Origin of the sequence: Enterobacter cancerogenus, assembly GCF_019047785.1 — a bacterium.
Taxonomy (GTDB): domain Bacteria; phylum Pseudomonadota; class Gammaproteobacteria; order Enterobacterales; family Enterobacteriaceae; genus Enterobacter; species Enterobacter cancerogenus.
In genome coordinates, this window is the sequence record NZ_CP077290.1 from 4186615 (window position 1) to 4209199 (window position 22585).

23 protein-coding genes are annotated in these 22585 nt (G+C 54.9%); 14 read left to right on the forward strand and 9 right to left on the reverse strand.

The features are described from left to right. Nucleotides 1-2 precede the first annotated feature (2 nt). The gene (hisP, locus tag I6L58_RS19780) at nucleotides 3-776 is read left to right on the forward strand and encodes a histidine ABC transporter ATP-binding protein HisP (protein ID WP_042320620.1); all 774 of its coding nucleotides are present in this window, start codon (nucleotides 3-5) and stop codon (nucleotides 774-776) included. A gap of 120 nt (nucleotides 777-896) precedes the next feature. Here hisP and I6L58_RS19785 read toward each other — a convergent pair whose 3' ends face one another. The 4 genes from I6L58_RS19785 to yfcG form a co-directional block, all read right to left on the reverse strand. Beyond that, entirely contained in the window at nucleotides 897-1406 is a 510-nt protein-coding gene (locus tag I6L58_RS19785; RefSeq protein WP_088207997.1) for a GNAT family N-acetyltransferase, read from the reverse strand. A gap of 43 nt (nucleotides 1407-1449) precedes the next feature. Then, nucleotides 1450-2343, reverse strand: a complete 894-nt coding sequence (locus tag I6L58_RS19790; protein WP_058609882.1) for a TIGR01777 family oxidoreductase — start codon at nucleotides 2341-2343, stop codon at nucleotides 1450-1452. Between the two features lie 13 nt (nucleotides 2344-2356). Beyond that, the gene (folX, locus tag I6L58_RS19795) at nucleotides 2357-2725 is read right to left on the reverse strand and encodes a dihydroneopterin triphosphate 2'-epimerase (RefSeq protein ID WP_088207998.1); all 369 of its coding nucleotides are present in this window, start codon (nucleotides 2723-2725) and stop codon (nucleotides 2357-2359) included. Nucleotides 2726-2800: 75 nt separating this feature from the next. After that, entirely contained in the window at nucleotides 2801-3430 is a 630-nt protein-coding gene (yfcG, locus tag I6L58_RS19800; RefSeq protein WP_088207999.1) for a GSH-dependent disulfide bond oxidoreductase, read from the reverse strand. Nucleotides 3431-3568: 138 nt separating this feature from the next. Between yfcG and yfcF the strand changes: the two genes are divergently transcribed. The 3 genes from yfcF to yfcD are packed head-to-tail and all read left to right on the forward strand — an operon-like array spanning nucleotide 3569 to nucleotide 5432. After that, complete coding sequence (yfcF, locus tag I6L58_RS19805) at nucleotides 3569-4213, forward strand: glutathione transferase (RefSeq protein WP_088208000.1); 645 nt, start codon at nucleotides 3569-3571, stop codon at nucleotides 4211-4213. 57 nt (nucleotides 4214-4270) lie between these two features. After that, nucleotides 4271-4822, forward strand: a complete 552-nt coding sequence (yfcE, locus tag I6L58_RS19810; protein WP_140418800.1) for a phosphodiesterase — start codon at nucleotides 4271-4273, stop codon at nucleotides 4820-4822. Between the two features lie 55 nt (nucleotides 4823-4877). Further along, on the forward strand, nucleotides 4878-5432 hold the full coding sequence (gene yfcD / locus I6L58_RS19815) for an NUDIX hydrolase YfcD (RefSeq protein ID WP_006176534.1): 555 nt from the start codon (nucleotides 4878-4880) through the stop codon (nucleotides 5430-5432). Nucleotides 5433-5435: 3 nt separating this feature from the next. On the opposite strand, the gene I6L58_RS19820 is transcribed toward yfcD, so the two are convergent. Continuing rightward, on the reverse strand, nucleotides 5436-6455 hold the full coding sequence (locus tag I6L58_RS19820) for a LacI family DNA-binding transcriptional regulator (protein ID WP_088208002.1): 1020 nt from the start codon (nucleotides 6453-6455) through the stop codon (nucleotides 5436-5438). Between the two features lie 237 nt (nucleotides 6456-6692). Between I6L58_RS19820 and I6L58_RS19825 the strand changes: the two genes are divergently transcribed. The 5 genes from I6L58_RS19825 (at nucleotide 6693) to I6L58_RS19845 (ending at nucleotide 10675) form a co-directional block, all read left to right on the forward strand. Further along, the gene (locus tag I6L58_RS19825) at nucleotides 6693-7136 is read left to right on the forward strand and encodes a PTS sugar transporter subunit IIA (RefSeq protein ID WP_042320324.1); all 444 of its coding nucleotides are present in this window, start codon (nucleotides 6693-6695) and stop codon (nucleotides 7134-7136) included. Nucleotides 7137-7216: 80 nt separating this feature from the next. Further along, nucleotides 7217-7489 (forward strand): PTS sugar transporter subunit IIB, encoded by a 273-nt coding sequence (locus I6L58_RS19830; protein WP_006176530.1) that lies wholly within the window; start codon nucleotides 7217-7219, stop codon nucleotides 7487-7489. A gap of 21 nt (nucleotides 7490-7510) precedes the next feature. Beyond that, nucleotides 7511-8902: a PTS ascorbate transporter subunit IIC gene (locus I6L58_RS19835; RefSeq protein ID WP_006176529.1), complete on the forward strand. Its 1392-nt coding sequence runs from the start codon at nucleotides 7511-7513 to the stop codon at nucleotides 8900-8902. After that, nucleotides 8899-9729, forward strand: coding sequence for a transketolase (locus tag I6L58_RS19840; protein ID WP_088208004.1), 831 nt, complete (start codon nucleotides 8899-8901; stop codon nucleotides 9727-9729). Before I6L58_RS19835 ends, I6L58_RS19840 begins: the two co-directional genes overlap by 4 nt. Next, on the forward strand, nucleotides 9722-10675 hold the full coding sequence (locus tag I6L58_RS19845; protein ID WP_006176527.1) for a transketolase family protein: 954 nt from the start codon (nucleotides 9722-9724) through the stop codon (nucleotides 10673-10675). The genes I6L58_RS19840 and I6L58_RS19845 overlap by 8 nt, the downstream gene beginning before the upstream one ends. A 116-nt stretch (nucleotides 10676-10791) precedes the next feature. Here I6L58_RS19845 and pta read toward each other — a convergent pair whose 3' ends face one another. Next, a complete protein-coding gene (gene pta, locus I6L58_RS19850; protein WP_058609876.1) occupies nucleotides 10792-12933 on the reverse strand; it encodes a phosphate acetyltransferase in 2142 nt (713 codons plus the stop codon). A gap of 76 nt (nucleotides 12934-13009) precedes the next feature. Beyond that, a complete protein-coding gene (ackA, locus tag I6L58_RS19855) occupies nucleotides 13010-14212 on the reverse strand; it encodes an acetate kinase (RefSeq protein WP_006176525.1) in 1203 nt (400 codons plus the stop codon). Nucleotides 14213-14549: 337 nt separating this feature from the next. Between ackA and yfbV the strand changes: the two genes are divergently transcribed. The 4 genes from yfbV to I6L58_RS19875 all read left to right on the forward strand — a co-directional run bounded on the left by yfbV (nucleotide 14550) and on the right by I6L58_RS19875 (nucleotide 18172). Next, nucleotides 14550-15005, forward strand: coding sequence for a terminus macrodomain insulation protein YfbV (gene yfbV / locus I6L58_RS19860; protein WP_006176523.1), 456 nt, complete (start codon nucleotides 14550-14552; stop codon nucleotides 15003-15005). A gap of 91 nt (nucleotides 15006-15096) precedes the next feature. Beyond that, complete coding sequence (locus I6L58_RS19865) at nucleotides 15097-15591, forward strand: YfbU family protein (protein WP_006176522.1); 495 nt, start codon at nucleotides 15097-15099, stop codon at nucleotides 15589-15591. Nucleotides 15592-15602: 11 nt separating this feature from the next. Then, nucleotides 15603-16262 (forward strand): sugar phosphatase, encoded by a 660-nt coding sequence (locus tag I6L58_RS19870; protein WP_088208005.1) that lies wholly within the window; start codon nucleotides 15603-15605, stop codon nucleotides 16260-16262. 77 nt (nucleotides 16263-16339) lie between these two features. Continuing rightward, the gene (locus I6L58_RS19875) at nucleotides 16340-18172 is read left to right on the forward strand and encodes an SLC13 family permease (RefSeq protein WP_088208006.1); all 1833 of its coding nucleotides are present in this window, start codon (nucleotides 16340-16342) and stop codon (nucleotides 18170-18172) included. A 65-nt stretch (nucleotides 18173-18237) separates the two neighbouring features. Here I6L58_RS19875 and yfbR read toward each other — a convergent pair whose 3' ends face one another. Continuing rightward, the gene (gene yfbR, locus I6L58_RS19880) at nucleotides 18238-18837 is read right to left on the reverse strand and encodes a 5'-deoxynucleotidase (RefSeq protein WP_058609873.1); all 600 of its coding nucleotides are present in this window, start codon (nucleotides 18835-18837) and stop codon (nucleotides 18238-18240) included. A 117-nt stretch (nucleotides 18838-18954) separates the two neighbouring features. Then, nucleotides 18955-20169 carry an alanine transaminase AlaA gene (alaA, locus tag I6L58_RS19885; protein ID WP_006176518.1) on the reverse strand — a complete coding sequence of 405 codons (1215 nt, stop codon included), beginning with the start codon at nucleotides 20167-20169 and terminating at the stop codon, nucleotides 18955-18957. A gap of 945 nt (nucleotides 20170-21114) precedes the next feature. On the opposite strand from alaA, the gene lrhA reads away from it, so the two are divergent. Next, nucleotides 21115-22053: a transcriptional regulator LrhA gene (gene lrhA / locus I6L58_RS19890; protein ID WP_042320321.1), complete on the forward strand. Its 939-nt coding sequence runs from the start codon at nucleotides 21115-21117 to the stop codon at nucleotides 22051-22053. Nucleotides 22054-22585 lie beyond the last annotated feature (532 nt).

Genomic DNA, 22585 nt, shown 5'->3' on the forward strand with positions numbered 1-22585 from the left:
TGATGGCTGAGAACAAATTAAACGTAATTGATTTGCACAAACGCTACGGCGAACACGAAGTGCTGAAAGGGGTATCGCTGCAGGCTGATGCAGGCGACGTGATCAGTATTATCGGCTCATCCGGTTCCGGTAAAAGTACTTTCCTGCGCTGCATTAACTTCCTCGAAAAACCGAGTGAAGGCCAGATTGTGGTGAGCGGACAGAACATTAATCTTGTCCGTGACAAAGACGGCCAGCTGAAGGTGGCGGATAAAAACCAGCTGCGGCTGCTACGCACACGCCTGACCATGGTATTTCAGCATTTCAATCTCTGGAGCCACATGACGGTGCTGGAGAATGTGATGGAGGCACCGATTCAGGTGCTGGGGTTGAGCAAGCAGGAAGCGCGCGAGCGGGCGGTGAAATATCTGGCGAAAGTGGGTATTGATGAACGCCAGCAGATCAAATACCCGGTGCATCTCTCCGGCGGTCAGCAGCAGCGTGTCTCTATCGCCCGCGCGCTGGCAATGGAGCCAGAGGTGCTGCTGTTCGACGAACCCACCTCGGCGCTTGACCCTGAACTCGTTGGCGAAGTGCTGCGCATCATGCAGAAGCTGGCCGAAGAGGGTAAAACGATGGTGGTGGTGACGCATGAGATGGGCTTTGCCCGTAACGTCTCGAACCACGTCATTTTCCTGCATCAGGGGAAAATTGAGGAGCAGGGACACCCGGACGAGGTATTAGCGAACCCACAAAGCCCTCGCTTGCAGCAATTTTTGAAAGGATCGTTGAAGTAATTTTTGCCTTTCTCCCTCTCCCTGTGGGGAGAGGGCCGGGGTGAGGGCATCAGGCCGCAGCGCAGTCAGTCGCCCGGTGGCGCTTCGCTTACCGGGCCTGATAAATCGGGCCCACGATACTCAAACCGCACCGCGCTCCAGCCGATATCCCCAGTCGTCATACCGCACGCCGTCAATCTCGTATGCCTTCTCAAGCACCTGCGTGCGCACAAACCCGGCTTTCTCCAGCACCCGTACCGACCCGGTGTTATCTGCCAGCACCCAGGCGTTAATCGCCTTCACGCCCGTCTGGTTAAACGCATAATCACACACCGCGCGCAGCGCTTCGCTGGCAATGCCTTTCCCCTGTGCGGCGGGGACGACGGTATAGCCGATGTCCGCTTCTTCACGGTTTTCAGGGCTAATTTGCAGGCCAATGTCGCCGAGCGGGGTGTCGTCGTCATGCAGACGAATGACAAACACATGCCCCGCCGTCAGACGCGCGGCAAAGACGCGTCGTGTCTCTTTTTCCGGTGCGATAGCGGCCATATAGCGCATAACGGAGCGGTCTTCACGCAGGCTGCGGAAGAATGCCCAGTCATAGGGTTCGAAAGGAGTGAGTGAAAGTCGGGAGGTTGTGATGGTTGCCATTATTACGCCCGGTCAGCTGAACAGGCGTATAAATGTAACATATTCACCGCACCACATCCCCCAGTGCCTCTTCCAGGTCATGCCAGCGGAACGTAAACCCGGACGCTTCAAGCCGTTTTGGCAGCGCGCGCTGACCACCCAGCACCAGTACCGATGATTCGCCCATCAACAGCCGAATTGCGGTGGCAGGGGCGCGCAGCACCGCCGGACGATGCAGGGCATGTCCCAGCGCGTGCGCAAACTGCTCGTTACGAACCGGGTATGGCGAGACCATGTTAAACGGCCCGCGCAGGTCGTTATCCAGCAGCCAGATAATGCCGTTGACCATATCGTCGATATGGATCCAGGCGAGATACTGACGGCCGTTGCCGATGGGGCCACCGAGACCGAGCTTAAAGGGAGGGACCATTTTGCCCAGAATGCCGCCTTTCGGGGCCAGGACGACGCCAGTGCGCAGCAGACAGACGCGGGTTTTGTCGCTCTGCGCGCCGCAGGCGATCTGCTCCCAGCGCGCGCAAAGTTTGTGGGTAAATTCGTTGTGTGGCGGCTCCTCTTCGGTGACCACCACTTCGCCGAGATCGCCATAATAACCTGCCGCCGAGCCGGAAATCAGCACCGACGGCGGCGTGTCGCTATTGCGGAAAAGCTCGACCAGCTTTTCGGTGATGTTCCACCGGCTGTGGCACAACCGCTGTTTCTGCTCCTGCGTCCAGCGCTTGTCGGCGATAGGCTCACCTGCGAGGTTAATGACGGCGTCAAAGCCGTCCAGATTCTGCTTATCCGCCAGCCCTTTCCAGACCTCAATGCCGCTACCGAGCACCTGACGCGCTTTCTCCGGGCTGCGCGTCACCACGGTAATTTCGTGATGCAACGCCTGCAGGCGCGGGATGAGATGACGACCAATCAGGCCGGTACCGCCGGTCAGCAGAATCTTCATATAACCTCCAGGTTTACGCGTCGCGCCGCCAGCCTAGCGTCATCGAGACGGAGTCGGCGTAGCGCAGAGCGTGAAGTTTATCGATCTCGACTTCAGCATAAGTGACCCAGTGATGTTCGCGTGCGATATCGAGCACATCCTGAGTTAATTTTTCCAGCAGGAAGAAACGGTTGTTTTCAACGTACTGGATGATCTCTTTGGTAATGGTGCGATAGTTCAGCGCATCATTAATATCTTCACTGGCGCGCGCCTTGTCCGCCGGGTAATGGATGGTCACGTTGACCACGATATCCTGACGGTTGACGATTTCTTCCTCTTTAATACCGATGAACGTGCGTAAGCGTAAATTTTTTATATGAATAATAGCGTCTTGCTGCGACATTGCAGGTCTTCTCCGTGTCAGTCATGCCTCCCCATCATACATGAGAGCCTGACCTGCACCCAACCGGGCACAGGCTTAAATCTGCTGGATCTTTTGCATCGCGCGCTCGGTCGCAGGGCGAGTCCGGATGCGCTCGAACCAGTTATTGACGGCCGGGTAAGAGGCTAAATCGATGCGGTGGCGCACATGGGTATTCACCCACGGCCAGCAGGCGATATCGGCAATGCTGTAGTGATCGCCCCCGAGCCACGGCGATTTCTCCAGCCGACGGTTAAGCACGCCGTAGAGCCGCTGCGTTTCCACCTGATAGCGCTCAATAGCGTAAGGGATCGGCTGCGGGGCATAGGCGGTGAAATGGTGATTTTGCCCGAGCATCGGCCCCAGGCCGCTCGTCTGCCAGAAAAGCCATTGCAGCGTATGGTGGCGCTCGCGCAGCTCCCCGCTCAGCAGCAGGCCGGTTTTCTCCGCCAGATAAAGCAAAATCTCGCCGGATTCAAACAGGCTCAGCGGCCGCCCCCCGTCAGCGGGCAGGTTATCGATTATGGCCGGGATTTTATTGTTTGGCGAAATCGCCAGAAAAACGGGCCGGAACTGATCGCCCTTGCTGATATCCACGCGGATGATCCGGTAATCGAGTTCGGCCTCTTCGAGAAAAAGGGTGATCTTATGGCCGTTAGGGGTGGGCGCATAATAGAGATCTATCATTCTTAACTCCTGTCATTGCAAACCGTAATGCCATAAAAGGAGTATAGGTGCATGTTGAAAATCGTGAGTTTTCATCAAGTGACAGCGAAGCAAAGAGATTATATGTTGAGTGAAAACCGATCAGCCGATGAGGATGTTATGAACCAGCCCGTAATCACATTGTGGTCCGATGCGAATTTCTTTTCACCCTATGTTCTGAGCGCTTACGTGGCGCTGGCCGAAAAAGGGCTTTCTTTTACCCTTAAAACCGTCGATCTGGACGGCGGTGAGCATCTTAAACCGCAATGGCAGGGGTACGCACAAACGCGACGCGTACCGATGCTGGATATCGACGGCTTCACGCTGAGCGAATCCTCGGCGATCGATGAGTATCTCGAAGATCGCTTTGCACCACCGGAGTGGGAACGCATTTATCCACACGATCTGCAAAAACGTGCCCGCGCCCGCCAGATCCAGGCCTGGCTGCGCAGCGATCTGGTGCCAGTTCGCGTCGAACGTTCAACCGACGTGGTGTTTGCCGGCGTGAAAAAGCCCACGCTCAGTGAAGAGGGGCTGCTCAGCGCGCAAAAGCTGATCGATACGGCATCGTCACTGCTGGCTCACGGTAATCCAAATCTCTTTGGCGAATGGTGCATCGCCGACACCGATCTTGCCCTGATGCTCAATCGACTGATCCTTAACGGCGATGCCGTGCCGCAGCTGATGGTGGATTATGCGGCGTTCCAGTGGCAGCGGGCGTCAGTGCAGCGTTTTGTGGCACTCTCCGCTAAGCGCGCGGGCTGATAAGCCCTGACGCATAAGGTATGATAGGGGCAGTTTTATTTTCCTGAGGAATGACTGATGAAACTCATGTTTGCGTCGGATATCCATGGATCGCTGCCCGCGACCGAACGTGTTCTTTCTCTGTTCGCCCAAAGCGGGGCGCAGTGGCTCATCATTCTGGGCGACATATTGAATCACGGCCCGCGAAACGCGCTGCCGGAAGGCTATGCCCCGGCGCAGGTCGCTGAAAAGCTAAATGCCTGTGCGTCGCGCATTATCGCCGTGCGCGGCAACTGCGACAGCGAAGTGGACCAGATGCTGCTGCACTTTCCCCTCACCGCGCCCTGGCAGCAGGTGCTGCTGGAAAAATGCCGTCTGTTTTTAACCCACGGACACCTTTTTGGCCCGGATGCGCTTCCCGCGCTGGCGGCTGGCGATGTCCTGGTTTACGGCCATACTCATATTCCGGTCGCGGAAAAACGTGGCGAGATTTATCACTTTAACCCCGGTTCGGTTAGCATCCCAAAAGGGGGATACCCTGCAAGCTATGGCATGCTGGATGAGAATTCATTACGCGTAATCGCACTTAATGATCAGCAAGTTATTGCGCAGGTAGAGATTAATCCGTAAGTTACACCTCAACTGCAAACGCGCCGAAAGAGCGCTTAGACGAGAAGGTTTACCGATGGTGGAGCAGAGTCATTTGGCAAGTACAGAATGGGTTGACATTGTCAGCGAAGAAAATGAAGTGATCGCGCAGGCCAGCCGCGCACAAATGCGTGCGGAGCGCCTGCGTCACCGTGCGACGTATATCGTGGTGCATGATGGTATGGGCAAAATTCTGGTCCAGCGCCGCACGGACACCAAAGATTTTCTACCCGGTATGCTGGATGCCACCGCGGGCGGCGTGGTACAGGCAGACGAAGTGCTGCTGGATTCTGCGCGCCGTGAAGCGGAAGAAGAGTTAGGGATCGCTGGCGTGCCGTTTGCCGAGCACGGTCAGTTCTATTTCGAAGACGAACATTGCCGCGTCTGGGGCGGGCTGTTCAGCTGCGTTTCCCACGGGCCGTTCGCGCTGCAGGAAGAAGAGGTGAGCGAGGTCAGCTGGATGACGCCAGAAGAGATCACCGCACGCTGTGATGAGTTCACGCCGGATTCGTTAAAAGCGCTGGCGCTGTGGATGACCCGCAACGCCAAAAATGAATCCACCCGACCGGAAAAAGAAGAAGAGGCTGAATAAGCCTTAACAACTCTCCCGCAGACACAGACTGGACGCGATGGGTTTATGCTCGCGCCAGTCTCCGTCATTCAGACGTTCCAGCAAGGCTTTCCCCGCTTCCACACCAATTTTCCGATGCGGTACCGCCATGGTTGTCAGCGGCGGCTGACAGACGCGGCTGACGTCGCTATCCCCAAAGCCTACTACGGCCAAATCATCCGGTACTTTGATGCGACGACGCTGACACTCGTAGAGCGCACCGCAGGCCAGTTCGTCCGACACGCAGACCAGCGCATCCAGCTCCGGCCACGCCAACAGAAATTCCGGCAGCTGCGCCGCACCCGTGGAAAAGACGGGCGGCATGGCGGCGTTAATCACCCGGTTGGGCGACATATGATGGCGAAGCATGGCCTTGTACCAGCCCTGCAGGTGCTGCTGGAAAATCCACTGCTCCTGGTTAGCGCACAGCAGGCCGATATTCTGGTAACCGCGCTGGATCACCGTTTCGGTCAGCTCATACATCGCGGCGACGTTATCAATCCCGATATTCATATCAATGGGATCGGCGCGCATGGCCCCTATCTCAATTACCGGAATCGAGGCATTTTTCAGCCAGTGGCGCACGGTGTCGCTATGCTCGACGCTCAGTAAAATCGCCGCGGCAATGTTCGACGCCAGCAGCGTTTCCAGCAATTTTTCTTCCTGCTCAAGTCGGTGCTGAGATTCCGCCAGCATGATTTGATATCCGGCAGGCTGCAGCACCTGCTGTAGCCCGGCGAACATTTCCGAGCAGCCTGCTTCGGAAAGATTTGGAACGACCATCGCAATCGTCCATGACGAGGCCGATGCCAGCGCGCTGGCAGCGAGATTGGGCATATAACCCAGTTCCTGCACAGCGGCTTCAATTTTTTCACGCAGTTTATCGGAAACTTGCTCCGGCGTGCGGAGCGCACGGGACACGGTCATTGTGCCTACACCGGCAAGCTGTGCGACATCGGCAAGTGTCACTTTACCAGTACTGCGCCGTTTTCGGGTTAGAGACATACACCTTCCTGCTGACCAGACGCGTTCTTATTGTCATCCTTCGCTTCACGTGAAACGCAGTATACGCCTTAAATCCCTTTTTTTGCTGTGATTTAACCCGATGATTACAATTTGATAGCGCTATCACACTTCTGCATGTTCGTCGTTGGTAGCGCTATCTTTGTGACCGCGATCGCAGCGAATAGCGCAGGCGTTGAATAAAGTTTGCTCATCTTTTGGGGTATGGCGGGAGGAGAAATGCTCAAAACGTGGCTAAACGAGACAACCATCACGCTCAGGGATAGCGTCGACAGCTGGTCGCAGGCGCTGGCGCTGTGCGCGCAACCGCTGCTGGAGCAGCAGGTGATTTCGCCAGCATACGTGACGGCCATCATCGAGCAGCATCACGCCTTAGGGCCGTACTATGTGTTGGCACCAGGACTGGCGATGCCGCATGCGCGGCCAGAGGAAGGGGCTAACGGGCTGGGGCTGTCATTATTAAAGCTGAATCAGGGCGTCTCATTCGGCGCGGGAGAATTCGACCCGGTTGATGTGATAGTGATGCTGGCGGCACCGGACAAAAATAGCCATATCGACGCACTCTCCGCGCTGGCTGAATTATTTTCCAGCGAGGATGACATGGCCAAATTACACCGGGCGAATACGCTGGAGGAGATAAAAATTATCGTCGACCGCTTCTGATTTACTGATTTCATCCGATTCTTCACAACATTACGCACCAGCGTGATGGGGCGTACTCTACACCAAAAAAGGGGCTAACAATGAAAATCATGGCTATTTGCGGTTCTGGCCTGGGCAGCAGTTTCATGGTCGAAATGAATATTAAAAAAGTCCTTAAAAAACTGGAGATCGACGCGGAGGTAGAGCACTCCGATCTCTCTTCCGCTACGCCGGGGGCGGCCGATCTCTTTGTGATGGCAAAGGATATCGCGGCCAGCGCCAGCGTGCCGGAAAGCCAGCTGGTGGTGATCAACAACATCATCGATATCAACGAACTCGAAGCGCAGCTGCGCGCCTGGTTCGACAGACAATAATCCTGATTAGGCGAGGTGGATATGTTTATCCTTGAAACGCTGAATTTCGTTGTTGATATTTTAAAAGTCCCTTCTGTGCTGGTGGGATTAATTGCGTTAATTGGTCTGGTTGCGCAGAAAAAAGCCTTTTCTGACGTCGTCAAAGGGACAATTAAAACCATTCTGGGTTTTATTGTGCTGGGCGGTGGGGCCACCGTGCTGGTGGGATCGTTAAATCCTTTAGGCGGGATGTTTGAGCACGCCTTTACCATTCAGGGCATTATTCCAAACAATGAAGCGATTGTTTCTATCGCGCTGGAAAAATACGGTGCCTCTACCGCGCTGATTATGGCCTTCGGGATGGTGGCAAATATTATTGTTGCCCGCTTTACCCGTCTGAAATACATCTTCCTGACCGGACACCACACTTTCTATATGGCGTGCATGATTGGCGTGATCCTGACGGTGGCGGGCTTCGAGGGCGTGGGGCTGGTCTTTACCGGCTCGTTGATCCTCGGCCTGGTCATGGCCTTCTTCCCGGCGATCGCCCAGCGTTATATGAAGCGGATTACCGGTACCGATGATATCGCGTTCGGCCACTTCGGCACGCTGGGATATGTGTTGTCCGGCTGGATTGGCAGCCGCTTCGGCAAAGGCTCGCGCTCGACGGAAGAGATGAACCTGCCGAAAAACCTCAGCTTCCTGCGCGACAGTTCGATCTCCATCTCGCTGACCATGATGATTATCTACCTGATCATGGCGGTAAGCGCTGGTCGTGAGTACGTTGAGGGCACCTTCAGCGGCGGCCAGAACTATCTGGTCTACGCCATCATCATGGCGATCACCTTCGCTGCCGGGGTATTTATCATCCTGCAGGGCGTGCGTCTGATTCTGGCGGAAATCGTGCCGGCCTTTACCGGCTTCTCCGAAAAACTGGTGCCTAATGCGCGTCCCGCGCTGGACTGTCCGGTAGTTTACCCCTATGCGCCCAACGCGGTACTGATTGGTTTTCTGTTTAGCTTCCTCGGCGGCCTGGTCGGGTTGTTCATCTGCGGCCAGTTCAGCTGGGTGCTGATCCTGCCGGGCGTGGTGCCGCACTTCTTCACCGGCGCAACCGCAGGCGTGTTTGGTAACGCCACGGGCGGGCGTCGCGGAGCGATGATCGGCGCGTTTGCCAATGGTCTGCTCATCACTTTCCTGCCGGTGCTGCTGTTGCCGGTGCTGGGCGCTATCGGCTTTGCCAACACCACCTTCTCCGACGCTGATTTCGGCGCGGTCGGTATTGTGCTGGGCAATCTGGCGCGCTTCCTGTCGCCGCTTGCCATCACCGGACTTGTGGTTGCGTTGTTTGCTCTGCTGGTGGCGTACAACGTGTTCGCTAAAAACAAAACTGCGGGCGAGAGCGCGCAGGAAAATACCGGAGCTAAATCATGAATGTGAAAGAAGTCACCCAACTGGCGCGTGATATCCGCCTCGAAACCCTGAAGGCGCTGACGCAGCTCGGTTTTGGGCACTACGGCGGCAGCATGTCGGTCGTCGAAACGCTGGCCGTGCTGTACGGCGCAGTGATGAAGATCGACCCGGCCGACCCGGACTGGCCCGAGCGCGACTATTTTGTGCTGTCGAAAGGCCATGCTGGCCCGGCGCTGTATAGCACTCTGGCGATTAAGGGCTACTTCCCGATAGAAGAGCTGAGCACGCTGAACCACAACGGGACGCGTTTGCCCAGCCACCCGGACCGCCTGAAAACGCGCGGCGTCGATGCCACCACCGGCTCGCTGGGACAAGGGGTCTCCATTGCCGGCGGCATGGCGCTGTCGCACAAGCTGGCGGGCAGGCCAAACCGGGTCTTCTGCATTGTTGGCGATGGTGAACTTAATGAAGGCCAGTGCTGGGAGGCGTTCCAGTTTATTGCCCACCATCGCCTGAACAACCTGACGATATTTGTGGACTGGAACAAGCAGCAGCTTGACGGTGAGCTGGATGAAATCATCTGCGCGTTTGACCTTGAAGGCAAATTCCGCGCCTTCGGGTATGACGTGGTGACGGTGAAAGGCGACGACATCCCGACGCTGCTGGAGGTTACATCACGGGTGCCGGAGGCCAATGCGCGCCCGCGGGTGGTGATCCTCGACAGCATTAAAGGGCAGGGGGTGCCGTATCTTGAGCAGCTCGGCAATTCGCACCACCTGCGTTTAACAGAGGAGAGCAAAGCGGCGCTTAACGAGACGATCCGCCAACTGGAGGCTTCACATGATTAAGATTGCACCCGCAGGACAGAAAGATGCCGTCGAGATGCGCAAAGTCTACGCCGGTTTTGTCGCTAAACAGATCGAAGCCGGAAGCGAGATCATCGCGCTGGAGGCCGACCTGATGAGCTCCATGGCGATGGACGGCGTGGCGCGCGATTATCCCCGGCATGTGATCAACTGCGGCATTATGGAGGCGAACGTGATCGGGACGGCCGCCGGGCTGTCGCTGACCGGGCGCAAGCCGTTCGTCCATACGTTTACCGCCTTCGCCAGCCGTCGCTGCTTCGACCAGCTGTTTATGTCCCTGGACTACCAGCGCAACAATGTGAAGGTTATCGCCTCGGACGCGGGCGTGACCGCCTGTCACAACGGCGGCACGCACATGTCGTTTGAGGATATGGGCATCGTGCGTGGTCTGGCCCATTCGGTGGTGCTGGAGGTGACCGACGCGGTGATGTTTGAGGATGTGCTGCGCCAGCTTATCGACCTTGAGGGGTTCTACTGGGTGCGCACCATTCGCAAGCAGGCACCGAGCGTGTATGCCCCGGGGTCAACCTTTACCCTTGGCAAAGGCAACGTGCTGCGCGAGGGGAGCGATATTACCCTGATCGCCAACGGCATTATGGTTGCAGAAGCGCTGGAGGCGGCGCGCCAGCTGGAGCAGGAGGGCGTGAGCGCGGCGGTGATAGACATGTTCACCCTCAAGCCCATCGACCGGATGCTGGTGAAAAACTACGCCGAAAAAACCGGGCGCATCGTGACCTGTGAAAACCACAGTATTCATAACGGGCTGGGATCGGCGGTGGCCGAAGTGCTGGTGGAAACCTGCCCGGTACCGATGCGGCGGGTGGGGGTGAAGGAGCGTTACGGCCAGGTGGGGACGCAGGACTTTCTGCAGAAGGAGTATGGCCTGACGGCGCATGACATTGTGTCGGCGGCGCGAGAGTTGCTGTAAATAAAAAAGGCGACCGTGAGGTCGCCTTTTTGTTGCCCGGTGGCGCTGGCGCTTACCGGGCTTACGGTCCTGTAGGCCGGATAAGCGAAGCGCCATCCGGCAAGACCTTAAGCTTACTACTGCTGCTGCGAAGACTGAATCGCCGTCAGCGCGATGGTGTAGACGATATCGTCTACCAGCGCACCACGGGAGAGGTCGTTCACAGGCTTGCGCATGCCTTGCAGCATCGGCCCGATGGAGATCAGGTCTGCAGAACGCTGTACCGCTTTGTAGGTGGTGTTACCGGTGTTCAGATCCGGGAAGATGAACACGGTAGCGCGACCTGCAACCGGCGAGTTCGGCGCTTTGGATTTCGCCACGTCAGCCATCACGGCCGCATCGTACTGCAGCGGGCCGTCGATCATCAGGTCAGGACGTTTTTCCTGCGCCAGACGGGTGGCTTCACGCACTTTCTCTACGTCGCTACCTGCACCAGAGGTGCCGGTGGAGTAGGAGAGCATCGCAACGCGTGGTTCGATACCGAAGGCAATCGCGGAGTCTGCGGACTGGATAGCGATTTCTGCCAGCTGCTCTGCGGTTGGGTCCGGGTTGATCGCACAGTCGCCGTAAACATAAACCTGTTCAGGCAGCAGCATGAAGAACACGGAAGAGACCAGAGAGCTGCCTGGTGCGGTTTTGATCAGCTGCAGCGGTGGACGGATGGTGTTGGCGGTGGTGTGAACCGCACCGGAAACCAGACCGTCAACTTCATCCTGCTCAAGCATCAGCGTACCCAGCACCACGTTGTCTTCCAGCTGCTCGCGCGCAACGGCTTCGGTCATGCCTTTGCTCTTACGCAGCTCAACCAGACGGGCAACGTAGCTTTCGCGAACCACTTCCGGGTCAACGATTTCGATGCCAGCACCCAGCTCAACGCCCTGAGACGCCGCAACGCGGTTGATTTCGTCTGGGTTACCCAGCAGCACACAGGTCGCGATGCCGCGTTCGGCACAGATAGCAGCCGCTTTCACGGTACGTGGTTCGTCGCCTTCTGGCAGAACCACGCGTTTGCCTGCTTTGCGTGCCAGCTCGGTCAGCTGGTAGCGGAAGGCTGGCGGAGACAGACGACGGCTGCGCTCGGAGGTCGCGGTCAGGGATTCGATCCAGTCTGCGTTGATGTAGCTTGCGACGTATTCCTGAACTTTCTCGATGCGCTCGTGGTCATCAACCGGCACTTCGAGGTTGAAGCTCTGCAGGCTCAGGGAGGTCTGCCAGGTGTTGGTGTTGACCATAAATACCGGCAGGCCAGTAGCAAAGGCGCGTTCGCACAGCTTGCTCACGCGTGGGTCCATTTCGTATGCACCGGTCAGCAGGATAGCGCCAATTTCAACGCCGTTCATCGCGGCCAGACAGGCAGCAACCAGCACGTCCGGACGGTCTGCAGAGGTCACCAGCAGGGAACCTGCACGGAAGTGTTCCAGCATGTGCGGAATGCTACGCGCACAGAAGGTCACGGACTTCACGCGGCGGGTATTGATGTCGCCTTCGTTGATCACGGTTGCGTTCAGGTGACGCGCCATGTCGATTGCACGGGTCGCAATCAGATCAAAGCTCCACGGCACTACGCCCAGCACCGGCAGCGGGCTGGAGTTCTGCAGCGTAGCCGGATCAACTTTAACCACTTTCGCTTTGGAGGAGTCGTCGAAGATCTCGGACAGGTCAGGGCGAGTACGGCCCTGCTCATCAACCGGGGCGTTCAGTTTGTTAACGATAACGCCGGTGATGTTGCTGTTTTTTGCGCCGCCGAAGCTGCTGCGCGTCAGTTCGATACGCTCTTTCAGCTGTTCCTGGGTGTCGGTGCCCTGAGACATCACGAAGACGATCTCAGCGTTCAGCGTTTTGGCAATTTCGAAGTTCAGCGACTGGGCAAACTGGTGTTTGCGGGTCGGGACCAGGCCTTCAACCAGCACCACTTCAGCGTCCTGCGCGTTCGCGTGGTAGTTGGCAATGATCTCTTCCATCAGCACGTCTTTCTGGTTGCTGGAGAGCAGAGACTCAACGTGGCTCATCTTCAGCGGTTCAGCCGCTGGAAGATTGGAGTTTTTACGCACGATGGAGGTGGTCTGGTCTGGCGCATCGCCACCGGCACGAGGCTGGGCGATAGGTTTAAAGACGCTCAGACGAACGCCTTTGCGTTCCATAGCACGGATCACGCCAAGGCTGACGCTGGTCAGGCCGACGCTGGTTCCGGTAGGGATCAGCATAATAGTACGGGACACGGTTTATCCTCTTTCGTTACCGCCGACGTTTGGCGGGCTACAAAACAGCACCGCCAGCATGGCTGGCGGTGTGGAATCAGGCAGTCAGGCGATGCGCGTCTTGCGCAATGACCAGCTCTTCGTTAGTTGGGATAACGATAGCAGGACGGGTACCTTCTTTGTTGATGAAGCCAGACTTACCGAAGCGGGCAGCCAGGTTACGCTCGTGATCAACTTCGAAGCCCAGAACGCCCAGTTTACCCAGGGACAGTTCACGCACCATTGCCGCGTTTTCACCGATACCACCGGTGAAGATAACCGCGTCCAGACGACCGTCCATCAGCGCAGTGTAGGAGCCGATGTATTTCGCCAGACGGTGGCAGTAAACGTCCATTGCACGTTTAGCGTCTTCTTTCGCGTCGTAGTTGTCTTCAACGTAACGGCAGTCGCTGGTGACTTCGGTCAGACCCAGCAGGCCAGACTCTTTGGTCAGCATTTTGTTGATTTGATCAACGCTCATGCCCAGGTTGTCGTGCAGGAAGAAGATGATCGCCGGGTCGATGTCACCGGTACGGGTACCCATCACCAGACCTTCCAGCGGGGTCAGACCCATAGAGGTATCAACACATTCACCGTTGCGGATAGCCGAAACGGAACCACCGTTACCCAGGTGGCAGGTGATGATGTTCAGCTCTTCAACCGGCTTGTTCAGGACTTTCGCGGCTTCCTGCGTCACATAGTAGTGGCTGGTACCGTGGAAGCCGTAGCGACGTACGCCGTGCTCTTTATACAGGTTGTACGGCAGAGCGTAGAGGTAAGACTCTTCCGGCATGGTCTGATGGAACGCGGTGTCGAACACGGCAACGTTCTTGTCTTTCAGATTCGGGAAGGATTTCAGCGCTTCAGTGATACCGATCAGGTGAGCAGGGTTGTGCAGTGGCGCAAACGGCGCAGCATCTTTGATACCCTGGATTACGGTGTCGTCAATGATCACGGATTTGGTGTATTTTTCGCCGCCGTGGACGATACGGTGACCAATCGCGGTCAGCTGAGCAGACAGTTCTGGTTTTTGTGCCAGAATAGTGTTAACGATAAAGTTCAGCGCTTCACTGTGAGCGGCGCCTGCACCTAAAGCCGCTTCTTGTTTGTTGCCGTCCATCTTCCACTTGATACGTGCTTCAGGCAGATGGAAACATTCGGACAAACCAGAGAGGTATTCTTCACCGTTCAGCGCATCGATGATGGCAAATTTGAGGGAAGAACTACCGCAGTTCAGAACCAGTACTAACTTACTCGACATGGAAGTACCTATTATTGATACGTGGCTAAAAAAACGTCAGTGAGTCTAAAAGCGTAACGCATGCTGACCCAGACATTTATGATTAACATCATGCCAAACGAACATTCTGGCATGACGGAAGAAATACATATGATTTTATGCCATTTTGAACATTTTTCAGGCAATGGCATAATATGCGATAATTTGACGAGTTAATGTTTCTCGTCTAAGGCCGCATCAGGCTGGCACAGAATACCTGATACTGGGTAGCGATGACAAAATATTTTGAACGTTGTCATAGCCTGTTGTGGTTTTGCACAAAAATTTTAATTTTTATACGTGAAGTTGAGGTAAAGCCATGTCGACACCCGAAATCCCATCCGTGAACTTCTTCAGTCTGTTTCGCCGGGGGCAGCATTACGCAAAGACGTGGCCAATGGAAAAGCGCCTTGCGCCAATGTTTATTGAGAATCGTACAATCCGCGCCACGCGCTACGCGATTCGCTTTATGCCGCCCGTCGCCATCTTTACCCTGTGCTGGCAAATTGCGCTCGGCGGCCAGCTCGGTCCGGCCGTTGCCACGGCGCTTTTCGCGCTGAGTCTGCCGATGCAGGGGCTGTGGTGGCTCGGTAAACGATCCATTACGCCGCTCCCGCCTACAATTTTACACTGGTTTTATGAAGTCCGTGGAAAACTTGAAGAGGCCGGGCAGGCGCTGGCACCCGTCGAAGGCAAGCCAGATTATCAGGCGCTGGCCGATACCCTTAAGCGGGCTTTCAAACAACTTGATAAAACATTCCTCGATGACTTGTGATTGATCATCGAAACGACGACGAAAAGAAGGCACAGTGACAAACGTTACCGTGTCTTTTTTTTCAAGTGCCATGCGCTACAGGAGTCGAAAGATGGAAATGACCCATGCTCAACGTCTGATTTTGTCTAACCAGTACAAGATGATGACTATGCTTGATCCCGACAACGCTGAGCGCTACAGCCGCTTACAGACCATTGTCGAACGCGGGTTTGGCCTGCAGATGCGCGAGCTGGACCGCGAGTTCGGCGAGCTAAAAGAAGAAACCTGCCGCCTCGTGATCGACATTATGGAGATGTATCACGCGCTGCATGTTTCCTGGACCAACCTGAAAGACCGTGAGTCCATCGACGAACGCCGCGTGACCTTCCTCGGGTTCGATGCCGCGACGGAAGCGCGCTATCTCAGCTATGTACGCTTTATGGTGAATACCGAAGGGCGTTACACCCATTTTGATGCGGGTACGCATGGCTTTAACGCCCAGACCCCAATGTGGGATAAATACCAACGTATGCTGAGCGTATGGCACTCCTGCCCGCGCCAGTACCATTTGAGCAGCAACGAAATTCAACAAATCATTAATGCCTGACGGAGGTGCGTGTGCAGTGTAAAGGTTTTCTGTTTGATCTGGACGGTACGCTGGTAGATTCGCTGCCGGTAGTGGAGCGTTCATGGTGCCACTGGGCCGACAGGCACGGCATCGACCATCAGGACGTACTGAATTTCATCCATGGCAAACAGGCCATTACCTCATTGCGGCACTTCCTGGCCGGGCGTTCTGAGGAAGAGATCCAGGCGGAATTTCGCTACCTCGAACAGATCGAAGCCAACGACACGGACGGGATCACCGCCTTGCCCGGCGCGCGCGAGCTGCTTGAACACCTCAACGAAGCGCAGATCCCCTGGGCGATTGTGACCTCAGGCTCTGTTCCCGTTGCCCACGCGCGTCATCAGGCCGCGGGCCTGCCGAGGCCGGAGATCTTTATTACGGCTGAACGCGTAAAGCGCGGCAAGCCTGAACCGGATGCCTTTTTACTCGGCGCTGAAATGCTGGGCCTTGCGCCAGCCGAGTGCGTGGTGGTGGAAGATGCTGCTGCGGGCGTTTTAGCCGGGCTGAATGCCGGAAGCCACGTTATCGCCGTTAACGTACCGGCGGGCTCCCCCCGACTGGACGAGGCGGACTATGTGGTTAACTCCCTGGCCGCGTTAAACGTCGCGAAGACACCGGATGGAAGTGTAACCGTCTCGCTGAAAATGTAATCCTATGATTTAGCCCCGCATTGTCGGGGCTTTTTTTATGGCAAAATCGCGTCTTCTTCCACTGACAAGGATATGTTGTGAACGGTGAACTGATTTGGGTGCTCAGCCTGCTCTTAATCGCCATCATTCTCTTTGCGACAGGCAAGGTGCGCATGGATGCCGTCGCCCTGTTTGTGATTGTCGCCTTTGTGCTGAGCGGTACGCTCACGCTGTCTGAGGCGTTCTCCGGTTTTAGCGATCCCAACGTTATTTTGATTGCTGCCCTGTTTATCATCGGCGATGGCCTGGTGCGCACCGGCGTGGCGACCATCATGGGCGCCTGGCTGGTAAAGGTGGCGGGCAGTAGCGAAACCAAAATGCTGATCTACCTGATGGTGACGGTGGCCGGGCTGGGCGCGTTCATGAGCTCAACGGGCGTGGTCGCCATTTTTATTCCGGTCGTGCTCAGCGTATCGATGCGGATGCAGACCTCGCCGTCGCGCCTGATGATGCCCCTGAGCTTTGCCGGGCTGATCAGCGGCATGATGACGCTGGTGGCCACGCCGCCGAACCTGGTCGTTAACAGCGAACTGCTCCGCGAAGGGTTGCAGGGATTTAGTTTTTTCAGCGTCACCCCGCTTGGGCTGGTGATCCTGGTGCTGGGCGTCGTCTATATGCTGCTGACGCGCTTTGCCCTGAAAGGGGAGAAGCACGATAAAAGCAAAGAGAGCTGGAAACGGCGGACGTTTCGCGACCTGATCAAAGAGTACCGTTTAACCGGACGCGCACGTCGCCTGGCTATTCGTCCCGGTTCACCGCTGATCGGCCAACGGCTTGACGATCTCAAGCTGCGCGAACGCTACGGGGCAAACGTCATCGGCGTCGAGCGCTGGCGGCGCTTTCGCCGGGTGATCGTCAACGTCAACGGGGTATCGGAATTCCGCGCGCGTGACGTGCTGCTCATTGATATGTCCACGGCTGACGTCGACCTGCGAGAGTTCTGCAGCGAACAGCTGCTGGAACCGATGGTCCTACGCGGGGAATACTTCTCCGATCAGGCGCTGGACGTGGGGATGGCAGAAGTCTCCTTGATTCCGGAATCGGAACTGCTGGGTAAAACGGTACGCGAGATGGGATTCCGCACCCGCTACGGGCTTAACGTGGTGGGCCTCAAGCGCGATGGCGTGGCGATGGAAGGCGCGGTGGTGGACGAGCCTATCCTGCTGGGGGATATCTTCCTGGTGGTCGGTAACTGGAAGCTGATTAGCCAGCTCGGTCAGATGGGGCGTGATTTCGTGGTGCTGAATATGCCCGTCGAAGAGAGCGATGCCTCTCCCGCCCACAGCCAGGCCCCGCACGCCATCTTTTGCCTGGTGCTGATGGTAGCCTTGATGCTCACCGATGAAATTCCCAACCCGGTGGCGGCGATTATTGCCTGCCTGCTGATGGGAAAATTTCGCTGTATTGATGCCGAAAGTGCTTATAAAGCCATTCACTGGCCGAGCATTATCCTGATTGTCGGAATGATGCCGTTTGCCTTAGCGCTGCAAAAAACGGGCGGGGTGGATTTGGTTGTCAAAGGGCTGATGGACATCGGCGGAGGTTATAGCCCGTATATGATGCTGGTTTGCCTGTTTGTGATGTGTGCATCGATAGGGTTATTTATCTCTAACACGGCGACCGCGGTGCTGATGGCGCCGATTGCGCTGGCGATGGCGAAGTCTATGGGCGTCTCCCCCTATCCGTTTGCCATGATGGTGGCGATGGCCGCCTCGGCTGCGTTTATGACGCCCGTTTCATCACCGGTTAACACGCTGGTGCTGGGGCCAGGGAACTATACATTTAGCGATTTTGTGAAGCTTGGGGTGCCATTCACCGTGCTGGTGATGGTGGTATGCGTGGTGTTGATCCCGGTCCTGTTCCCGTTTTAAGCGTGGGGCCAGAAACGTAGGCCGGGTAAGGCGAAGCCGCTACCCGGCAAAAAACAGGCGAAAAGTCAGAGGGGGGAATCCTGACTGATTTCATCCAGGGAGAGATGGAAGCTCGGTACGAACACCTGCATAAAGTAATCCATCTCTTCGCTGCGGCGGGATTCCAGGGTTTTTTCCAGACGCGTTTTCGCCAGTAAAAACTCATTATTGCCAGCCGACAGCTCTTCCAGACATTTCAGATAAGCGCACAGCGCATCAGCCTGCTTCACCAGCGACGTCTCTTCTTCGGTGTACTGGTGTTCGTCGATCAGCGGCTCAAAGATATCGCGCAGCTCTTCCGGCACCATCTCGATCAGTTTTTGCTGGGCGATCTTCTCAATGGCTTTATATTCCTGGGCAATCTGCGAGTTGAAATATTTCACAGGCGTAGGCAGATCCCCGGTCAGGACTTCTGACGCGTCGTGATACATCGCCAGCAGGGCGATACGTTCCGCATTCACGCGTCCGTTGAACTTACGATTCTTAATGGCCGCCAGCGCATGAGCGACCATCGCCACCTGCAGGCTGTGCTCGGACACATTCTCGGTGCGCACGTTGCGCATCAGCGGCCAGCGGTTGATGAGTTTCAGGCGGGAGAGGTGGGCAAAGAAATGACTCTGACTCATAGGTTACCTTTTGTCTTCACTGCGACAGGCTTCATTGTGGGGGGAGGGGAGGCAAGATGCAAATTTGCGGATTGTGTCTGCCGGGTCAGCATCGCGCCACCCGACAGACAGACTACATTACTGATGATAGCCGGACAGGAATCGCCCGAAGCGGCTGATCGCCATTTCAAGATCGTCTTCGCGCGGCAGCGTCACGATACGGACGTGATCCGGCCACGGCCAGTTAAACGCGGTACCCTGTACCAGCAGCACCTTCTCCTGTAACAGGAAATCGAGCACCATTTTCTGGTCGTCGTGAATATTAAAGCGCTTCGCGTCAATTTTCGGGAACATATAGAGCGCGCCGTTAGGCTTCACGCAGGAGACTCCGGGAATATCGTTAATCAGCTCCCAGGCGCGGTTACGCTGTTCGTACAGACGGCCACCGGGGGCAATGAATTCACTGATGCTCTGATAGCCACCCAGCGCCGTCTGGATCGCATGCTGCGCCGGAACGTTGGCGCACAGGCGCATTGACGCCAGCATCTCCAGCCCTTCGATATAGCCTTTCGCGTGTTTCTTCGGCCCGTTAAGCACCATCCAGCCCTGACGGAAACCGGCCACGCGGTAGGTTTTTGACAGACCGTTAAAGGTGACGGTGAGCAAATCCGGTGCCAGCGCGGCGATAGAGTGATGCTGTGCGGCGTCATAAAGAATTTTGTCGTAGATTTCGTCGGCAAAAATAATCAGGTTATGCTGGCGGGCGATCTCAACGATCTCCATCAGCAGCTCTCTGGAATAGACGGCACCCGTCGGGTTATTCGGGTTGATGATCACGATACCGCGCGTGCGCGGCGTGATTTTGGCGCGGATATCGTCGAGGTCCGGGAACCAGTCAGACGACTCATCGCACAGGTAATGCACCGCTTTGCCGCTGGACAGAGAGACAGCCGCCGTCCACAGCGGGTAATCCGGTGCCGGTACCAGCATTTCGTCGCCGCTGTTCAGCAGCGCCTGCATCGCCTGGACGATCAGCTCAGAAACGCCGTTACCAATATAGATGTCTTCAACGGTCACATCACGCATGCCGCGCGCCTGATAATGCTGCATGATGGCTTTACGTGCAGAGTAGAGTCCTTTTGAATCGCAGTAACCTTGTGCCGTAGGCAGGTTGCGGATCACATCAACCAGGATCTCATCCGGCGCTTCAAAACCAAACGGCGCAGGGTTGCCAATGTTGAGTTTGAGAACCTTATTACCTTCCTCTTCAAGGCGTTTCGCCTCTTTAAGTACCGGGCCTCGAATGTCATAACAGACGTTATCTAGCTTGCTGGATTTTTCGATAGGGGACATGAACCTTTAACCTTTTCGCTATTATTGCCACTCCCTGCCGTGGAAGTCAGCACGGAACAATGTACTCCCCCCTCGCTGCGTTTTGAAGGGTATACAGCAGAAGATTTTGTGCAGAGGTGAATTTTGCTTTAAATTTATATTGCTGCCATGGATTGTTTTACGGTGGTTATCATCTCGTTTTTAATGCATTGAAAGGATTAATGTGCTGGTTAAAGGCAAATTAATTGAATTTTATTCTGTTAAAAATGAGGTGATTTTCCTACAGGCGTGAACAGGCGGGGCTGTTGCCCCAGGCGACCTTTCGTAAAACCTGAATGTTAACATAAGGGTTGTACTAATATGCCTGATGGGCTAAAAGTTACTCGTGTGAATTAAATGTTAAGTGTTATTAATGTATGGCCTTAATCTAAATTAAACTTTATTTATTATTATCGACGAAAATGCAACTTCATTAATTTTAATAAAATTACAGTAGCGGTTTTTCAACGCAGTTTAATCTCCAGCTTTACAATAAGACTTATAAATATAGTGGATTTGAGTTAAGATGTCTTACGGGAAAGCAGATGACAGATAAGCTTGTTACGTCCATCTGAACCCGCTGTTCTAAATTAATCGATTGTTATTGTTAAAGTTATCTCTGGCTGGATTGTGAGGATCACATCCTGTCACGTTGACAGCGCTGCGATAAAGATGGCAGAAATATGTTTTCCCTTTAAAGGGATTTACCTACATCTGCAAACATCTAAATAACCTGAACGTTGTAGAGAATAAAAATAACGTCATGAAACCTTGTTTCTGACTGTTGGTTTAACGCAGCACAATAACTGTCTGTCAGGCAGTCTGCCGGGCCGGGATGCGAGGGAAACCTTCAGAGGGAATTGCTTAACTTTTACACACAGCTTCAACCCGGGCAGCTCCGCACGAGCAACCTGAAAGTGAATAGATATGATAAATGCAAATCGTCCGATAATGAATCTCGACCTCGATCTGCTGAGAACGTTTGTTGCGGTCGCCGATCTCAACACTTTTGCAGCAGCTGCTGCCGCAGTTTGCCGAACCCAGTCTGCCGTAAGCCAACAGATGCAGAGGCTGGAGCAGCTGGTGGGTAAAGAACTCTTTGCGCGTCACGGGCGCAATAAGCTCTTAACCGAACACGGTATACAGCTACTGGGTTACGCCAGAAAAATACTTCGCTTTAATGATGAAGCATGTATGTCGTTAATGTTTAGCAACCTTCAGGGGGTGCTAACGTTAGGTGCATCTGATGAGTCAGCGGACACCATATTACCGTTTCTTCTCAACCGAATTAGTTCGGTTTATCCGAAGCTTGCGTTAGATGTCAGCGTAAAACGCAATGCGTTTATGGTTGAGATGTTGAAAGAGAACGAAGTGGACCTGGTCGTCACCACCCATCGTCCAGGGGCGTTTGATTGCCTGACGCTTCGCACATCGCCCACGCACTGGTATTGTGCGGCGGAATATGTGCTGCAAAAAGGCGAGGCCATTCCTCTGGTATTACTGGATGATCCAAGCCCGTTCCGCGATATGGTGCTTTCTGCGCTTAATGAAGCCAATATTCCGTGGCGTCTGGCCTACGTTGCTTCAACGTTGCCCGCCGTTCGCGCCGCCGTGAAAGCCGGGCTGGGTGTGACGGCCCGACCGGTGGAGATGATGAGCCCGGATCTGCGAGTATTGGGGAGAAGTGATGGCCTGCCTGTATTGCCAGATACGGAGTACATGCTGTGCCATAACGCTTCCAGCAACAACGAGCTTGCGAAAGTGGTGTTTGACGCGATGGAAAACTACCACAATCCGTGGCAGTTCGAGCATGTTACTCCAGAAGGGGGTGATAACTCCCTGATCGCTGAGGGGGATTTTGAGTAATCAACCACTCAAAATTCTCGTAACAAAATGTAAGTGTAAAAAAAGACCACTCGCGCGGTTTTCGCGTTGAGTGGTTTTTTTTTGTCAGTTATACCCACTTTCATAGAATGGGATTAAGAAATAACCATTAATTATCATTACGATAAATGGTTTTGGTTGATCTTCGAACGATTTCAGTTCTCTCCTGCTTCATCTCCCCTCCATGTTAAAAAAACAGGAAATATGTTGCTGTTTTTTTGATTGAATTAACAAAAGCGTGTCTCAGATCAAGAAAATACTCCTCTTTGGGGGGAGGAATCGTTGGCAAATCCTGTCAAAATAGGAGGGTTATTTTTTTTACTTCCAAAACGGACACGATTCAACAGCATGCATTTGACGTATAGTCATGTACCCACCAGGGTTAAAGGGCATGAAATGTTAATGAGAATCGCTCGATGTAATTTACTGTGAAGAAACCTTTGTTAAAGTTGACAAAAGGTTATAGAAAGGAGTAAAAAACCCCATCATTTTGCTGTCTATGTCTCATTTCTGA

Excerpts from the sequence above, each read along its gene's own strand:
- hisP (WP_042320620.1), top strand. The coding sequence starts at position 3 with ATGGCTGAGAACAAATTAAACGTAATTGATTTGCACAAACGCTACGGC.
- I6L58_RS19785 (WP_088207997.1), bottom strand. The coding sequence starts at position 1,406 with ATGGCAACCATCACAACCTCCCGACTTTCACTCACTCCTTTCGAACCC.
- I6L58_RS19790 (WP_058609882.1), bottom strand. The coding sequence starts at position 2,343 with ATGAAGATTCTGCTGACCGGCGGTACCGGCCTGATTGGTCGTCATCTC.
- folX (WP_088207998.1), bottom strand. The coding sequence starts at position 2,725 with ATGTCGCAGCAAGACGCTATTATTCATATAAAAAATTTACGCTTACGC.
- yfcG (WP_088207999.1), bottom strand. The coding sequence starts at position 3,430 with ATGATAGATCTCTATTATGCGCCCACCCCTAACGGCCATAAGATCACC.
- yfcF (WP_088208000.1), top strand. The coding sequence starts at position 3,569 with ATGAACCAGCCCGTAATCACATTGTGGTCCGATGCGAATTTCTTTTCA.
- yfcE (WP_140418800.1), top strand. The coding sequence starts at position 4,271 with ATGAAACTCATGTTTGCGTCGGATATCCATGGATCGCTGCCCGCGACC.
- yfcD (WP_006176534.1), top strand. The coding sequence starts at position 4,878 with ATGGTGGAGCAGAGTCATTTGGCAAGTACAGAATGGGTTGACATTGTC.
- I6L58_RS19820 (WP_088208002.1), bottom strand. The coding sequence starts at position 6,455 with ATGTCTCTAACCCGAAAACGGCGCAGTACTGGTAAAGTGACACTTGCC.
- I6L58_RS19825 (WP_042320324.1), top strand. The coding sequence starts at position 6,693 with ATGCTCAAAACGTGGCTAAACGAGACAACCATCACGCTCAGGGATAGC.
- I6L58_RS19830 (WP_006176530.1), top strand. The coding sequence starts at position 7,217 with ATGAAAATCATGGCTATTTGCGGTTCTGGCCTGGGCAGCAGTTTCATG.
- I6L58_RS19835 (WP_006176529.1), top strand. The coding sequence starts at position 7,511 with ATGTTTATCCTTGAAACGCTGAATTTCGTTGTTGATATTTTAAAAGTC.
- I6L58_RS19840 (WP_088208004.1), top strand. The coding sequence starts at position 8,899 with ATGAATGTGAAAGAAGTCACCCAACTGGCGCGTGATATCCGCCTCGAA.
- I6L58_RS19845 (WP_006176527.1), top strand. The coding sequence starts at position 9,722 with ATGATTAAGATTGCACCCGCAGGACAGAAAGATGCCGTCGAGATGCGC.
- ackA (WP_006176525.1), bottom strand. The coding sequence starts at position 14,212 with ATGTCGAGTAAGTTAGTACTGGTTCTGAACTGCGGTAGTTCTTCCCTC.
- yfbV (WP_006176523.1), top strand. The coding sequence starts at position 14,550 with ATGTCGACACCCGAAATCCCATCCGTGAACTTCTTCAGTCTGTTTCGC.
- I6L58_RS19865 (WP_006176522.1), top strand. The coding sequence starts at position 15,097 with ATGGAAATGACCCATGCTCAACGTCTGATTTTGTCTAACCAGTACAAG.
- yfbR (WP_058609873.1), bottom strand. The coding sequence starts at position 18,837 with ATGAGTCAGAGTCATTTCTTTGCCCACCTCTCCCGCCTGAAACTCATC.
- alaA (WP_006176518.1), bottom strand. The coding sequence starts at position 20,169 with ATGTCCCCTATCGAAAAATCCAGCAAGCTAGATAACGTCTGTTATGAC.
- lrhA (WP_042320321.1), top strand. The coding sequence starts at position 21,115 with ATGATAAATGCAAATCGTCCGATAATGAATCTCGACCTCGATCTGCTG.